This is a genomic window from Cyanobium sp. WKJ7-Wakatipu, assembly GCF_024345355.1.
Taxonomy (GTDB): Bacteria; Cyanobacteriota; Cyanobacteriia; order PCC-6307; family Cyanobiaceae; genus Cyanobium_A; species Cyanobium_A usitatum.
The window spans coordinates 1-13,696 of sequence record NZ_JAGQAY010000042.1 but is presented as its reverse complement, the minus strand read 5'-3'; the positions used below and the strand labels follow the sequence as shown (position 1 = coordinate 13,696).

Here is a 13,696-nt window from a genome sequence, read left to right as displayed (position 1 = left end):
GTTGGAACTCAGGCAGCGAGAGGCCTTTCTGAAACTGGACGGCACTGCGCGACATGGGCTAACTGGTATATGCGTACCAGTCTATGCGACCAGTTCGCCCTGTGCGGAGTGAGCTGGGTAATCACGAGACAGGAAGTCCTAGACTGGTGTGAAGAGAAACTGGCAACAGCGAAATAAACTACTCAGCGATCTAAGGGTTCTTCCTAACTCATCAAGGAATGATGAGTCCTTGATCGATGCACCAGTTACTCCAATCACGCATGAAGTCACGCCTTTCATCAAGGCGTTCAGAATTGTCATAGTGCCCACGGACACCTTTTTTGTGAGGGAGGTGTCCAAGTTGACGGTCAGGCACTTCCCATGGATACTTCAGGACATCTTGTGCCACAGTTTGAACTACATCTCGCCATCCTTGAGCAGTCAGTACTCCCTTGAGAGCAAGTTGCTCCTTCAGGAAATTATTCAAAGCGGAGGGATTGAGATGCGAGAATTCTTTACCTCTTTGACTATGAAAGACATGCTTCCTTTTCCCATTTATTTTTTTGAGTAAGTCAAGAATTTCAAGGGTTGGATCCGACAGAGGAATCAAATGGTCAATATTATTTTGGTCAGCAGGGCGCTTCAGACCTGGCGTATTGCCTGGAATTGTGATCAGGGAATCTTGTTCATCAATCCAAGACCACTCAATGGCAACAAGCGCACCAGGTCTTGTACAGAGCAAAAGGTGCATCTTAAGAGCAATTGCAACCAAATCAAACTGACCTTTGGAGTAATCGCTTAAGTCCTTGAAGAATTGGGGCACCTGCTGCTCAGAGAGCGTTGGATTGCCCTTCGGTTGGTGCAGTGCCCGATCATCAGGCGAAATCGTACAAGGGTTTTGTCCCCGAGTCATCCAACCTTTTTCGATGGCATAGTCACAAACCTGTCCGAGTGTTCGGATCACCCTGTTCGCCATGTCATGCGAGTTCCTTGCATCGATGACTTCTCGCACTTGCCGAACCAGTTGCCGACCTCCGCTTGCATCGCCAGAGTCCCATTCCAGATCCTTGATCGGCAGATCGGCAGAAATCACCTTGAGAACATGATTTTCAAGATGGCGCTGGCACTCTTTCTGAGTGCTCGGCGCTTTTTTTTGTCGTGATGGTGACGTCAACCAGGCATCGCAAACTTGCTTGAGAGTCGGAGCAGAAAGCGTGTCTTTTGGGCGGTTCAGCGCCAACCACTGATCGTGGTGGGCATCCAGTCCAATTCCTTTGCGCCATTCCTTGAACGCCAGCACCTTCTGACGCGCTTGTAACAGCGTCAGACGCCCTCCTCCTTTGCCGTAGGTGCCGAGGGGCAGTTCCTGTTGCTTGCGGACGCCATTCGGTAGTTTTTGGGAGTATGGGTGGATGAATCGCCTGCAAGGGACGTTGCCGACCACTGGTTCGTTGACGATACGCAAACCGTTTCCGCAGGGATCCGAGGTTTTTTTACCTCCCTTGGGAATGGCAGGCAAAGCGCGGATTTGAGCGTCAGTCAGCGGTTTGGACATCTCCAAGACCCATCTCACATAACGATTCTATCTCACATAAAACCGCTTTTCATCTCACATAATCTCCCACATAAAAGATCCGGATCCGATGGCATCGGTGGCGTCCTCTTGAGACAGCAACCAACCCAAAAACCCAGTCACAGAGACAATCCTGGATGATCTGAACCGTCTCAGGATTGACCTAGAACGGAGAGGGTGTCCGTGTTTAGCGGACCGGATCGACTGCTATGGGACGGCTTGGTACGATGGATGCCCCCGTCTGTACCGTCTTTTATACCGTCATTCACGGTCTGTGATGGATGGACGGATTTCGAGGCTCCAGATTGCCGTGGGACCTGCTTGAGACCCGGAACGGAGGGTTCAGGGGAGACGGCTGAGCCTGTGCTGGTTGGGGCTGAGAGCTGATCCGCAGCCAGACTGATGAGCACCATCGCTGGATTGACCCATGCGGCGTGATCACGCGACAGGAAGGGGCTGAGGAGAACCCTTTCATGGGCGACCGATTGATCATCTCTGACAACCGTGAGGACCCGGGCAACCCGCTGGTGCTTGACGGTGAGTCCATCGACGCCGCGGCGAAGGATCCGCTGGCGATCGGAAAGATCATGGTGGATCAGGTCTGGGCGGAGGGGACCGACCCCACCGGTGGGGGCCTGTACTACGAGCGCAACAGCAACCAGCACCGCCGGCTGCAGGTCTTTGAAACAGGCAGCGAGGACTTCATGACCGGCGGCTGGGTGCGGGTGCTGGCTACCGCCGAACAGGTCCGCAAGGAGCGTCCTGGCATGGAGCGTGCTGCCAAGGCGGGACTGGTCAGGATCCATGGCACCCACCGGGGCGTGCTGCTGGTGGAGTTCCTGGACGTTCCCTGGGGCTGAGCAACCGCCGCAGGGCTCCGGTCGGCAGCGGCCGTCCTTCAACGTGCCACGGCTGCGCCGTGGCGTGTATCGGCCAGCCGCCGCCGCCCTCCGCTCCGGGGCCGGTGTTGGGGTGGCGGGCATGGCTGTCCTCCCGCGGCTGCGGTGGCGGAGCCGCCTCCAGCCGATAGGGGTTGGGGCGAGGCCCCAAGTTTCCTCGCGCGGCTGCGCGGCCGGCTGGGCATTCAGCGCTGAATCTGGCGGGTCTGCTTATCAGCTTCCCGATCCATCAGCGGATGGCTTTGCTTTGCGTAGATCCATTGCCCCGCAGCGGCTCTGCCCGTTACTCAGTGCGTTTGTACTGGTAGAATAAGAGCTGCGCCAAAGGCCACGAGCCCATCGCCTGCGGCAACGAAATCCTCGGACAACTTGCCCCGTTCGTTTGCTCTGTGGCCCATGAGCTTGTCCTCTGCTGCAGTGGCCCAGGCCGCTGCATTGCCTTCCCTTGGCCTCCTGCCGCCGCCGGCGTTGGCCCATCGCTCGGTCGTCATCGTCGCCGCTGGTGGCCGTGATCTCGTCTGGCCCCAGGAGCGCATCGCCTCCGCTCTCCTCCAGCGTTCTGGCGGCCGGCCTGTCCATTTGCTTCTGCATGGTGGGGCCCGGGGCGCTGATCGCTCCATCGGCCGTGCCGCCAAGCAGCTCGGCTGGCGGGTCCAGGCCCTCGCCGCTGATTGGCGCCGCCATGGCCGCGCTGCCGGTCCGATCCGCAATCGTCTTCTGCTGGAGCAGGCCCTGGTGGAGGCCCAGGCCCACACCTCCCCAGCGTTCAGCGCCTCGGTGCTGGTGATCGCCTTTCCCGGCGGGGCAGGCACGGCCTCGCTGGTGCAGCAAGCCCGGCGTTGCTCCTCCCGTTCGCCGGTGCCGGTGGTGGTGATGGAAGTGCCGCCGCCGTTCTCTCCCGAGCCCCTCGCTGCCTGAGCGGCATTGGCCGCCCCGTTCTTCTCGCTCTCCTCTCCTACACGTCGCCATGGCCGTTCTCACCGCCCCCGTCGCTACTTTCTCCCCGGCTGTCCCTCTGGCCGCCGGGCCCTCATGTTCACTGCAGCGCTCCGGCTCGCTCTGGCAGCTGGGCATCGAGGCCCAGGAGCTCACCACCGCCATCGGCCAGCTGGCCGAGCAGCTGGAATCCGATGACGACGACTCACGTGCCCAGGCCCTCGCCGAGCTGGAGGCTGCCCTGCTGGCCGAGGAAGGCAACAAGCAGGCCCTCGCGGCCAAGGCCGATGCCACCTGCTGGGTGATCGAGCACCTCCGCGGTCAGGCCGCCTACCGGCAGCAGCAGGCCAAGCGGCTCACCGAGCTGTCCCGCTCCGATGCCTCTCGGGCCGACGCCCTCGAAGACTCTCTTGTCCTGGTCCTCACCCGGCTGCAGCCCACCTCCACCCGCTTCTCCTTCCCGAATCACGAGCTGACCTCGCGCAAGTCCCAGGCCGTCGAGATCGACGACGAGGACGCCCTCGATCCCCAGTGGCTGAGCTTCTCCACCACCAGCAAGCCGGACAAGGCCGCCATCAAGGAAGCCCTCAAAGCAGGCACGGAGATCACAGGCGCCCAGCTGATCTCCCGCCGCTCCTGGCGCATCCACTGAGGGGGCCAGAGGCCCCTTTGCAACTGGGGTTCCGGCTTGGCCGCCGGGGCCCCCTTCCCTTCCTCCTCACACCATTGCTTCCATCGCCATGACCGTCGCCGCTCCTTCCGCTAACGGGACCCGCACCACCAGCCGCCCCGCAGCTCCACGCCCTGTCCAGAGGCCTCCCTCGGCCCTGGAGCTGATCCGCTCAACTGACCGCGCCGAGGAGGCTCCAGCAAAAGCCTCGGTACCTTCACCGCCACAAGAAGCCCCCCAGGCTCCGCCTGCCGGCTTCTCCCCCGAGCAGCTCGCGGCGCTCTCCGCCCCACTCGATCGCGCCAACGTCCGCCAGCGGGAGCAGGGCCGCAGCCGGGTGAGCTACCTGGAGGGGTGGCAGGTGATCGCGGAAGCGAACCGCATCTTTGGTTTCGATGGCTGGCAGCGGCAGACCATCGCCGTCCGCTGCGTCGCCCAGGCCGAACGGTTGATCGGTGCCAGAGGCACGAGCCGAGACCAGAAGCCCGGTTGGGGCGTCACCTACACCGCCCGTGTGCGCGTCACCGTCACCGCCGGCAGGCTGACACCCCTGGTTCGGGAGGGCAGCGGCGCCGGCCACGGCATCGACGTGGACCTGGGCCAGGCCCATGAGTCCGCCCTCAAGGAGGCCGAGACCGATGCCATGAAGCGGGCATTGATGACCTTCGGGAACCCGTTTGGCCTCGCCCTCTACGACAAGGCGCAGCGGCAGGTCAGCAGCGCCGGGGGCCAGGGTGATGGGCCCCAGCGGCCTGGTGGGCAGCGGTCTTCTCTGAGTCGGCCGGAGGCTGGTTCTCCCTCCGCCGCCGCTGACTCCCCGGCTCAGGGCCGCACCCAGGCCACGGCCTCGACGTCTACGCCTTCAGCCCCGGCCGACCTCGGCCAGGTGGCCCTCGATGCCGAGACGATCCAGCACCTCCACAGCACCCTGCGGGCCCTGCCCCGGCCACTCCTGGAGAGCCTCACCCGGGCCTTCCGCAAGCGCTTCCAAGTGCCCGAGGCCGCTGCCACCATCGCCGATCGGATCAACCAGAAGTGCCACCACGACTGGATTGAGACCTTCCTGGTGCAGCACCAGGCCAGCACCCAGTGAGCCCCTGGCGCCAAAGCGCATCCCCTGCTAGTACAGATGTATGCCTGTCGTGGTTGTCATGGTGCCGGTCCCGCTCTCCCGTCTGCAGCCTTCCCGCACCGACGAGATCGAGGACTGGCCCTATCTCGATGAGGCTGTGCTGCTCAGGACCCGCAGCCGCAGGGTCTGCATGACCTGCCACTGGTTCCGACACCACGGGGGGGTGAACTGCATCCCGGTGCTCACCTGCCAGCTGCACCAGGGCTTGATCGCCCATGGCGAGCACCTCACCAGCCGCTGCCAAGGCTGGACCGACGACCAGGTCCGCCAGAAGGGCTGGGCGCCGGAAGTGGCCTGAGCGGCCCATGCACGTCGGTGACCGGAAGCGACCGCCGCTCTCGCCCCAGGAAGGCTGGCTGAGCGACGGCCGCCAGGTGCTGCACTTCAGGCCAAGGCGTTACGACCGTTGGAGTCAGAGCCTGGAGGTGACCTTCGGGGAGGTGATGGCCGGCGGTGAGCCGCCACTGCTCAAGAAGCGCAGGGAGCTGACGCGCGAGCAGGCGATCAAGCTCTGGGCCCAGAAGCGCCAGCAGGGCTGGCAGCCTTGCGCGCCCCAGTGGCTGCCGCCAGCGCCGCTGTCGCCGGGCTGATCAGAATCGAGCCCATGGAACTCCATGCCGACCTCAGCCAGCGCGCCCTGTTCGACAGCAACGCCCTGGCCTGGACCCCATCGCCAATGGCAGGGGTGGAGCGGCGGATGCTGGATCGCCACGGTGAGGAAGTCGCCCGGGCCACCTCACTCGTGCGCTACGCCCCCGGCAGTCGCTTTGAGCGCCACAGCCATGGCGGTGGCGAAGAGATCCTGGTGCTGGAGGGCACCTTCTCCGATGAGCAGGGCGACTACCCAGCCGGCACCTATCTGCGCAATCCGATTGGCTCCAACCACGCACCATCAAGTGAGCAGGGCTGCACGATCCTGGTGAAGCTGCAGCAGATGCACCCAGCTGATCAACAGCGCCTGGTGATCGACACCACCAAAAGCACCTGGGTGCCCGGGCTGGTGCGCGGGCTGGAGGTGCTGCCCCTGCATGCCTTTGGGACGGAGCACGTGGCCCTGGTGCGCTGGGCGCCGGGCACTGTGTTTCAGCCCCACGGCCATCCCGGCGGCGAGGAGATCTTTGTGCTCGATGGCGTCTTCCAGGACGAGCACGGCAGCTACCCGGCCGGCAGCTGGCTGCGCAATCCACCCGGCAGCGTGCACCGGCCCTGGAGCGAGGCGGGCTGCACCATCTGGGTGAAGACCGGCCATCTGCCCGCCACCCAGGGCCCCGACGGCTCAGAAGCGTGAGCCTGGTGTCTGCAGAAAGGCCAGCTCCTCCGCACTCGACACCCGCCCCAGGAGCGCGTTGCGGTGAGGGAAGCGGCCAAAGCGGGCGATGACATCCCGGTGCCGGCGGGCGAAGTCGGCGGTGTGGGGATCGCTGAACCGCTCGAACAGCGGCAGTGCCGCCTCCTGCACCGCCAGGTCTTCCGCGTGCATCAACGGCATCAGCCAGAACTGCCGCCGCGCCTGCTCGGGTTCGGCCTCCAGCCAGCCGCGCTCCACCGCCCGCAAACTCTCAGCCAGGGCCTGGGGATCGCCAGCGAACGCCATGGCGGTGTCGCGCCAGATCTGGCGTGGGAACTGATCGAGCAGCAGAACCAGCGCCAGGCCTCCTGCCGCTTCCGTGCCCCAGGCGCCGAGCTCACCGGCGATGGCGCGTCGGGTTAGCCCCAGAAAGCGTTGCTGCAGCAAGGCGTCAAAGCCCGGGTCCTTCGCGAACCACTGGCGCGGCCGGCTCTGCACGAACCAGAACGCCAGAACCTCCGCCGCTTGTTCCCCGTGGCCTTTCATCAGAGCAGGGCCTGCACGCTGGCCACCTTGTCCTCCAGGGTCTGCTCCTTGTCGGTGCGGGTGTTGATCTTCACCGTCGTGTAGATGCGGGGGCAGCCCATGGCGTGGACCGCCTGGTGGCAGGCCTCGATGGCGGCGAACACCGGCTCCCACTCGCCCTCGATCGCCGTGCCGTTGGGGTGCAGCTGGACCTTGAGGCCGGCTTCGGTGAGCACCTTCTCGCAGGCAGCGATGTAGGGCGCCAAGTGCACGCCCACCCCGATCGGCACCACGCACAGATCGACGATCACTTTCATGGTCAGTCCTGGCGGATTGCTCCCATGGTGCAAGCAGCTGCCGGGATCAGCGGCAAAGAGCGGCAAGGCGGCGGCCCGCAGGCCGGATGCTGCTGACGGCAGTACCGGGGTCGCGGCGCACCCTCACCCGGTAGGTGCAGTGGGCCGGGCCCAGGTGCTCGATCAGGGCCTCGCGGGCCTCGTGCTGCAGCTCCTCCAGCGTCGGCGCGGTGATGCGAATGGGCAGGGTCTCAGCCTGGGCCTCCAGGTGGCCAGGGCGTTCAGCCAGAACTCGGAACACGACCTCTCGCATGCGGGGGTATCTCCTTCACTCCAGCTCCATCCTTGGCCTGCTCAGGCGGGAGCGCAGGTGCGGCCGGATACGGGGAACCGGCCCTGCGGGCACCTGCCCTTGCAGCGTCAGGAGAGCCAGCCCCGTGCAGAGGCCAGCCTGGAGCCTTCCTGCACGGCGGTGATGCAGCGCTGGGCGCTGCGTTTGGCATCGTCCTGGCCCTGGGCGCGCAGCAGGTAGGACTCCATTGCTTCTGGCGTCTCGATCAGCGCCAGCAGGCCGGTCATGCGGGCGCCGAGGGAGCCTTCGTCGAGCAGGCGGCTCACCAGGCCGTGCTCCCACAGCTGATCCCCGGTGGAGCCTGGAGCGAACAGCTCCTGGCGCAGCACGCCCAGCAGCGACTGCTTGAGGGCATCGAGCTGGCCCGGCCGCAGCCGGCGGCTGTTGGGCAGGCCCGCTGCAGGACCAGCCGGTATCGCGGCAAGGCGATCGGGGGTGTGCTCCACGCTCCAGCTCAGGCCTGTGCCCGGCAGCCCCACGGTGGTGCGGGTCCCACCGCTGCGATTCACCGGGATGTTGAACGAGGCCCCGCGGCCACCGACGGAGATCGAGCTCAGTCCGCCGCTGGAGAAGTTGAACCTCAGCGGGCCCAGCCGGGCGGAGCGGCGGAGACGGAAGCCCATGGCAATCAGCGGGTTGGCTCGCAGGAATGGCCCGAGCAGGGTTCAGGTTGCCGCGTGGATGCAGCCGTCCGCAAATCCATGCGCCCAGTGCATAGAATCGCCGGTGCCGCAGCCTCCCCAAGGAGTAGAGGGGCGCCTCAAAAGCATTGCACTGACTGGGTTGTTCCAGGTACGGGAACAGGCACTCCAGCGGGCCACCGCCACCTGAAAAAAGACGTACTTTGAACTTGAGGGGAGGCCCGGGAGCCAACCCGCGACCCTCGCCCTCCACCAGAGTCCGGCCAGGGAGCACCCGAGCCGGTGTGCACAGCGGAGGTGCGCCAACGATGCGACACACACAAGGTGAACTCGGTGACGCGGCGCGAGCGTCATCCCGTAGCAGCAGAGAGCGATACGCCAGTTCTGTTTCCCGCGTGTTGACACCTCGGGCTGCAGTACCCGAGCAGGGATCACAGCCGAGAAGGTCAAGCCCCGAGCATCTCTTCTCCCAGAGGTGATCTCCTTTCCTTCCCTGCCAGGCCCCAGACAGGTCATGCGTGAACTACAGACACCCGACCGGCAGTCCTTGGTGTGAGGAGGTGACCGCCGCAACCGGTGCTAAGGCGCCCCCCACGGGGCGCCTTCCTGTTGGGGTGTCAATCACCAGACCTATGTCATCCCATCAACTCGAAAATAGCCAAGAATCATCTCCGGGTTGCGGATGGCGATCTGCACATGCGTTCTGTCACGAAAGCCTGCGCCCGGATAAACCAACTCGCCTTCTTCAAACACTCCATAGACGGTGTCGTACGCCTCCATGCTTTTGCTCTCACGGATCTTGTGCACCATCTGGATCACGGCACAGTCCAGCTGACGCTTCATGAATATGCCGTTTTCTCGAACAGAATTCACGGGCAGTGGTGTACCTGCTGCTGCGGAAATGCCGAGGGTGGCCTCATAGGCAAGGGCCAATTCATTCATCACTCCGTAGTCGGTCAGATTGAGGCAGTTGCCCGGGTAGGCAAAAGCGCCGATCACCGATGGGGAGGATCTGCGGAGATTGGCCCAAGACAAAGCCCGCTCTGGGCTGTCAACCCAGAAATAGATGCCGTTGCCGAGCCAGTCGTAATCATTTTCGCTGGGCTGAAGTGTTGCCTGTCCACTCAGAACTGCTTCAGCAACATCCTTGTCGCAGCCATGAAACAGCACCAAGGGGCCAAGACTGTTCTTAGGCCGACCGGGCATCCTGACTGCGGTACGGAGGGGTGAGCTGGCCATCGGCGTCGATCAGGCCAGCATCCATCAGGAATTGACGGGCCAGAGCAGGGTCGCGCAACTCCTCCAGGAGCGCATCGATCTGCTCACGCCGCAGCGGCCCAGAGGCTGGGGTGGAGGGAGGCCTGCTTGGGGTGGAGAGCGTCATGCGATGGAAAGGGTCCAGTGCTGGACACTGCCAGGCGAGCGGAGGTGGTGGACTCGTTGGCTGAGTTCTGACGATAGATGGATGCCAGGGCGGCGGTCTGTGAGTTCCGCAACCTTCATCATTACTGCGCGGGCGCTGGCCCGTTGCCTGCAGATCAGTCCTCAGGCTCTGGACTGAGGGGCGGCAGCCGCCGTTCCACCTGCAGAAACACCAGCCAGGCCACCCCGGCGCTGATGCCTCCGGTCCAGTCGTTGCGCAGCAGCTCCACCACTGCCTCCGTGCTGGCGCCGATGCGCAGGCCGCGCAGCAGGAAGCGGCCCAGCTTCGCCAGCGATTCCTGATTCACTGCCATGGGCTGGGGCCAGAGCAAAGGCTTCTCAGGTTGGCGGAAGGGCTGCCAGGGCGACCAACTGGCCGATCGCCTCAGGCGGCACACCCACCTGCTGAGCGATCAGCAGCACCAGCTGCTCCAGCCGGTCGAGGCGTTGCTCCATGGCCTGCAGCTCGGTAGCGCCAGCCTTGGCCGTGCCCTTGCCGCCGGGTGCTCCACCCTTGCTGCCCTTGGTGGCCTTGCTGGGCAGGGCGCTGCGCAGCGGTGGGCCGTCCGGGTGACTGAGCAGGGCATCTACCTGTTTAGGCACCGGACCCTTACTGAGGCCCGTGATTCCCCGCTGTTTGCAGAGCTCCCAGAGCACCTTGATCGAGAGCCGCTCCAGCTCCTCGCGGCTGGCCCGGGCGTCACCAGCCAGCAGCACGGCGGGCTGGTCGCTGGCTGGCCTGGTGTCAGCGAGTTCCTCCTGCAGTCCCCGGTAGAGCCTGGCGTCGGATTGGGCCAGATCCCGCAACGTGGCCCGCAGAGTGTCAGTGAGTTGTCCCATCGGCCTTGACCTCCTGGACCTGCTGGGCCGCTGGGCTGTCCACGAGCTCCACCTTGGCGGCTGGTGTCGGTTCTGGCTGGTTGGCGGAGCCGTTGTGGCCGTTCCCACCCAGGGGGAGGGGCGGCAGACCCTTGGTCTTCTCGATGAGCTCCTGGCGCTTCTGATCCAGCTGCACCACCCGCTCCTTGGTTTGGGTCCAGCGGTTGATGAAGCGGATCACGGCCTGCACGAGGCCTCCAAGGAAAGAACCGCCTTGATAGGTCTTACGGCCGAGTTTGTAGCGACCGAATTCATTCACCAGGTCATCCCCGGCATCTTCCAGATCACCGGCAATCGCGGTGACAATTTCCAGCATCTGATAGATATCCGTGCGTACAGAAGCTTCCCGCGCTGCAAGATCGAGCAGCCGTTGCCTGAGCTGTGCCGTTTCGTCCCGGGCCTTGGTGGCCAGGCTGCGATGCTGGCCGCGACTGCGCATGGAGCTCTTGTAGCAGTTGCGCAGCTCGAGGTAGACGCTGTTGAGATCTTCCCGACTCAAGGGCTCGGGGTCAGGCGGAAAGTCGGAGGTAGGGGGTAGAAAAACCATGCGGCTGGCCAATCGCGAACAATCTTGCCTCGTGCTGCACCCTGCCCAACGCGAATCGGCTGCAGAACTATGCGCTGGCTGCATACTCTTGCAGCGAAGGCCTGGCAGCACTGGGCTTCTGGCCAGGACGCCAGGGGTCGACGAGTCAGCAAAAGCTCACAGCCCCACACGGCGATAAGGCCAGTCCATACCCGATCGGCCTTCTGCCGCAGGGGCGGACCTAGCCGTACCTCCCTGGTCGGGGGCTTGGGGTGAATGGCCTTTCGCAGGAGAACCAGCCTGAATCGGGCTCATGGGCCAGAAGCTGCCAGCTGCACCCAAGAGATCCCCGATGGACCTCTCCATAGAAGTCGTGCCCCGCCCGGCGCACCGATACCGACTAAACGCCCTGCGCATGGGGGAGGGGCATGAGCCTCCAGGGGGCTACGGCCAGCCAAACAACAACGCCGGCTGTGCTGTTGGCCGAAAAGTATGCGCCCACTGCATAGCGGCGCAGATTCAAGATCAATTCGGGGCGCTAGCGGTTCCCAACAGGCTCATGGCGGAGCAGACTGCTTCAAGGCTCTCCCTCAGCACCCCGATGCCGACCCAGCCGCGGCAGGAGCTGCCGCGATGACCGCGACGCCCTCGCGAATCCGTCAGAAGCTCAAGCCAGGCGCCGTGGTGCGTTGCCGCACGCGTCGCTATCTGGTGGAGGACGTGCAAGCCCCCCTAGAGCCAGGAGCCGACACGGTTGTGTCGATGGCCTGCATGGAGGACGACGCCATCGGGGCCCGACTCACGGTGTTCCGGGAGCGAGAGATCGATTTCGAGGTGCTGGGGGAGAGCAGCTGGGAGGCGGTAGCCCAGCGGGGCTTTGACCAACCGAAACAGTTCGCCGCCTACCTCAACACCCTGCGCTGGAACTGCGTCACCGCCACTGACGCCGAGCTGTTCCAAGCCCCGTACCGGGCCGGCATCGATGTGAAGGCCTACCAGCTCGAACCCCTGCGCAAGGCGCTGCAGATGCCCCGGGTGGGCCTGTTCATCGCTGATGACGTGGGCCTAGGCAAGACGATCGAGGCGGGGCTGATCCTGCGGGAGATGCTGCTGCGCCAGCGGATCAAGCGTGTGGTGATCAGCTGCCCGCCGTCGGTCTTGCGCCAGTGGCAGGAGGAGATGGCCAGCCGCTTTGGCCTCGCCTTCACCGTGATGGACCGGGCCTATGTGGCCAAGGTGCGCCAGGAGCGGGGTTACGGCACCAACCCCTGGAGCACCGGCAGCCGCTTCCTGATCTCTCATGCCCTGCTGCGCAACTCGGAATACTCGGCCCCTCTGCGGGTGTGGCTTGAGCAGGGCAAGGGCGGGGAAGACCAGGCCCCAGTCCAGAGCCTCCTGATCCTTGATGAAGCCCACAACGCTGCCCCGGCCAGTAACAGCCTGCGGTATGCCATCGATTCCGGGCTGACCCGCAGCCTGCGGGACCTGGCGCCCCTGTTCGAGCACCGCATTTTTCTTTCGGCCACGCCCCACAACGGCCATAGCAACAGCTTCACGGCTCTGCTGGAACTACTCGATCCAGCCCGCTTTGTGCGGGGTGTGCCCTTTGAGCCTCGGGATCTGGACACGGTGCTGGTGCGTCGCCTGAAGGACGATCTGCGCCGCATCGGCGAGGAGTTCCCCGAGCGGATCGTTGAACCGCTTTCCGTTCCCAAGGGCAGCCTGCCGGCGGATACCCCGGAACTGGAGCTCTCAAGGCTGCTGCAGAAATACCGCAAGCAGCGGGAGCAACGGCTGCTCTTGGGTGGTGCCACCAAACGGCAACTCAATGCCGACCGGCTGGTGATGACCAATCTGCAGAAGCGGCTGCTCAGCTCGATCGAGGCCTTCGCTCGCACCCTCAAGGTGCACCGCAGGAGCCTGGATCAGAAGCAAGAACAGCGTCGGGAGGCCTTGGCCGCCTCGGGCGCCCAGTTGGATCTGCTGCTCGGCGGCGTGAACAACGACAGCGACCTTGCCGAACTCACAGAAGACGAGCTGCTGAAGCTTGAGGAGGCGCAGACCCGAGCGGCCTTACGCCAAACCGTTGAGGCTGATCAGAGCGATCTGGCCCTGCTGGAGCGGATGGGCGAGATCGCGACAGCCAACCGCAACAGGCCTGATCCCCGCATCAAGTTGCTGGAGAAGTTTCTTCGGACTCACTTCTGCCCCAACCTCGGGGAGGCCAAGGCGGCGTGGCAACCCACCCGACTGCTGATCTTTACCGACTACGTCGACACCAAGCGCTACCTGGAAACGCAGCTGAGGCAGCTGCTTGGTGACGCCGATGCCGATCGTCGCGTCGCTTCTTTCACCGGCGGCATGAGTGAAGACAACCGGGAGCGACTGAAGGCCCAATTCAACGCCGATCCCGATCAGGAGCCGCTGCGGATCCTGATTGCTACCGATGCTGCCCGGGAGGGGGTGAACCTGCAGAACCACTGCAAGCACCTGATTCATTTCGACATCCCCTGGAACCCCAGCAAGCTTGAACAGCGCAACGGCCGCATCGACCGCAAGCTGCAGCGCGCTCCCCAGG

Annotated in this window: 18 protein-coding genes; 8 read left to right on the top strand and 10 right to left on the bottom strand. The window is 64.2% G+C overall.

What is annotated here, in order from left to right; all coding sequences use genetic code 11:
- Positions 1 to 211: 211 nt before the first annotated feature.
- Positions 212 to 1,534 (bottom strand): tyrosine-type recombinase/integrase, encoded by a 1,323-nt coding sequence (locus KBY83_RS14430; RefSeq protein ID WP_396094103.1) that lies wholly within the window; start codon positions 1,532 to 1,534, stop codon positions 212 to 214.
- A gap of 491 nt (positions 1,535 to 2,025) precedes the next feature.
- Here KBY83_RS14430 and KBY83_RS14425 point away from each other — a divergent pair, with 491 nt between their 5' ends.
- The 7 genes from KBY83_RS14425 to KBY83_RS14395 all read left to right on the top strand — a co-directional run bounded on the left by KBY83_RS14425 (position 2,026) and on the right by KBY83_RS14395 (position 6,477).
- Positions 2,026 to 2,412, top strand: a complete 387-nt coding sequence (locus KBY83_RS14425) for a hypothetical protein (protein ID WP_255020272.1) — start codon at positions 2,026 to 2,028, stop codon at positions 2,410 to 2,412.
- Between the two features lie 435 nt (positions 2,413 to 2,847).
- Entirely contained in the window at positions 2,848 to 3,369 is a 522-nt protein-coding gene (locus KBY83_RS14420; protein WP_255020270.1) for an SLOG family protein, read from the top strand.
- Positions 3,370 to 3,418: 49 nt separating this feature from the next.
- Entirely contained in the window at positions 3,419 to 4,039 is a 621-nt protein-coding gene (locus tag KBY83_RS14415) for a siphovirus Gp157 family protein (RefSeq protein WP_255020268.1), read from the top strand.
- A gap of 88 nt (positions 4,040 to 4,127) precedes the next feature.
- Positions 4,128 to 5,150, top strand: a complete 1,023-nt coding sequence (locus KBY83_RS14410; RefSeq protein WP_255020267.1) for an RAD52 family DNA repair protein — start codon at positions 4,128 to 4,130, stop codon at positions 5,148 to 5,150.
- Positions 5,151 to 5,208: 58 nt separating this feature from the next.
- On the top strand, positions 5,209 to 5,487 hold the full coding sequence (locus tag KBY83_RS14405) for a galactose oxidase (RefSeq protein WP_255020265.1): 279 nt from the start codon (positions 5,209 to 5,211) through the stop codon (positions 5,485 to 5,487).
- Positions 5,488 to 5,494: 7 nt separating this feature from the next.
- A complete protein-coding gene (locus tag KBY83_RS14400; RefSeq protein ID WP_255020264.1) occupies positions 5,495 to 5,779 on the top strand; it encodes a DUF1651 domain-containing protein in 285 nt (94 codons plus the stop codon).
- Positions 5,780 to 5,793: 14 nt separating this feature from the next.
- Complete coding sequence (locus tag KBY83_RS14395; protein WP_255020275.1) at positions 5,794 to 6,477, top strand: cupin domain-containing protein; 684 nt, start codon at positions 5,794 to 5,796, stop codon at positions 6,475 to 6,477.
- On the opposite strand, the gene KBY83_RS14390 is transcribed toward KBY83_RS14395, so the two are convergent.
- The 9 genes from KBY83_RS14390 to KBY83_RS14350 form a co-directional block, all read right to left on the bottom strand.
- Positions 6,466 to 7,023, bottom strand: coding sequence for a DUF924 family protein (locus KBY83_RS14390; protein ID WP_255020263.1), 558 nt, complete (start codon positions 7,021 to 7,023; stop codon positions 6,466 to 6,468). The two genes, KBY83_RS14395 and KBY83_RS14390, sit on opposite strands and share 12 nt — an antisense overlap.
- Positions 7,023 to 7,319 (bottom strand): MTH1187 family thiamine-binding protein, encoded by a 297-nt coding sequence (locus KBY83_RS14385; RefSeq protein WP_255020262.1) that lies wholly within the window; start codon positions 7,317 to 7,319, stop codon positions 7,023 to 7,025. The genes KBY83_RS14390 and KBY83_RS14385 overlap by 1 nt, the downstream gene beginning before the upstream one ends.
- 46 nt (positions 7,320 to 7,365) lie before the next feature.
- Entirely contained in the window at positions 7,366 to 7,599 is a 234-nt protein-coding gene (locus tag KBY83_RS14380) for a hypothetical protein (protein ID WP_255020260.1), read from the bottom strand.
- A gap of 119 nt (positions 7,600 to 7,718) precedes the next feature.
- Positions 7,719 to 8,273, bottom strand: a complete 555-nt coding sequence (locus tag KBY83_RS14375; protein ID WP_255020259.1) for a DUF4236 domain-containing protein — start codon at positions 8,271 to 8,273, stop codon at positions 7,719 to 7,721.
- Positions 8,274 to 8,921: 648 nt separating this feature from the next.
- Positions 8,922 to 9,464 carry a hypothetical protein gene (locus tag KBY83_RS14370; RefSeq protein ID WP_199310871.1) on the bottom strand — a complete coding sequence of 181 codons (543 nt, stop codon included), beginning with the start codon at positions 9,462 to 9,464 and terminating at the stop codon, positions 8,922 to 8,924.
- A 16-nt stretch (positions 9,465 to 9,480) separates the two neighbouring features.
- Entirely contained in the window at positions 9,481 to 9,675 is a 195-nt protein-coding gene (locus KBY83_RS14365; protein ID WP_190549024.1) for a hypothetical protein, read from the bottom strand.
- Between the two features lie 154 nt (positions 9,676 to 9,829).
- Positions 9,830 to 10,027: a hypothetical protein gene (locus tag KBY83_RS14360; RefSeq protein WP_255020258.1), complete on the bottom strand. Its 198-nt coding sequence runs from the start codon at positions 10,025 to 10,027 to the stop codon at positions 9,830 to 9,832.
- 25 nt (positions 10,028 to 10,052) lie between these two features.
- Positions 10,053 to 10,553 (bottom strand): hypothetical protein, encoded by a 501-nt coding sequence (locus KBY83_RS14355; protein ID WP_255020257.1) that lies wholly within the window; start codon positions 10,551 to 10,553, stop codon positions 10,053 to 10,055.
- Positions 10,537 to 11,139: a hypothetical protein gene (locus KBY83_RS14350; protein WP_255020256.1), complete on the bottom strand. Its 603-nt coding sequence runs from the start codon at positions 11,137 to 11,139 to the stop codon at positions 10,537 to 10,539. The genes KBY83_RS14355 and KBY83_RS14350 overlap by 17 nt, the downstream gene beginning before the upstream one ends.
- Positions 11,140 to 11,751: 612 nt before the next feature.
- On the opposite strand from KBY83_RS14350, the gene drmD reads away from it, so the two are divergent.
- Positions 11,752 to 13,696 (top strand): DISARM system SNF2-like helicase DrmD (gene drmD / locus KBY83_RS14345; protein ID WP_255020255.1); only part of this gene is annotated, 1,945 nt, incomplete at its 3' end.